Here is a 345-nt window from a genome sequence, read left to right as displayed (position 1 = left end):
CTCGTCAACAGGAACAATTGATTACATGGTTGCAGGTGTCGGCACCGAAAGTGGCAATGCAATTTGGGGGCGCTCTGTGGTATTTGATGATGAATGGGGAATACCGTCAGGGGCGATTGAGTGCTGCTATGGTGAAACAAGAGCGACAGTAAGTGTATACGATCAAAAATTCCCAGAAAAAGTCGCGGTTGAATGGTTAGATAAGTCTGAAAATAGAATTTACTTTGGCGAAGTGGCAATAGATAAAAATGGTTATAAGTTAGCTAAATCTCTCCCTTATTTTACGTTATCGACAGGTGAAGTATTTAAGGAAATAAAACCATACTTAATAGTCGGTATGGGTGA

1 protein-coding gene is annotated in these 345 nt (G+C 40.6%); it reads left to right on the top strand.

Annotated elements, in window-relative coordinates; genetic code table 11:
• Nucleotides 1-345: DUF2931 family protein (locus tag FW757_RS23240; RefSeq protein WP_446441796.1), on the top strand; the 345-nt coding region annotated here is incomplete at both ends.

The organism is Pseudoalteromonas sp. 1181_04, from assembly GCF_052850545.1.
This window is presented reverse-complemented; position numbering and strand designations above follow the sequence as displayed.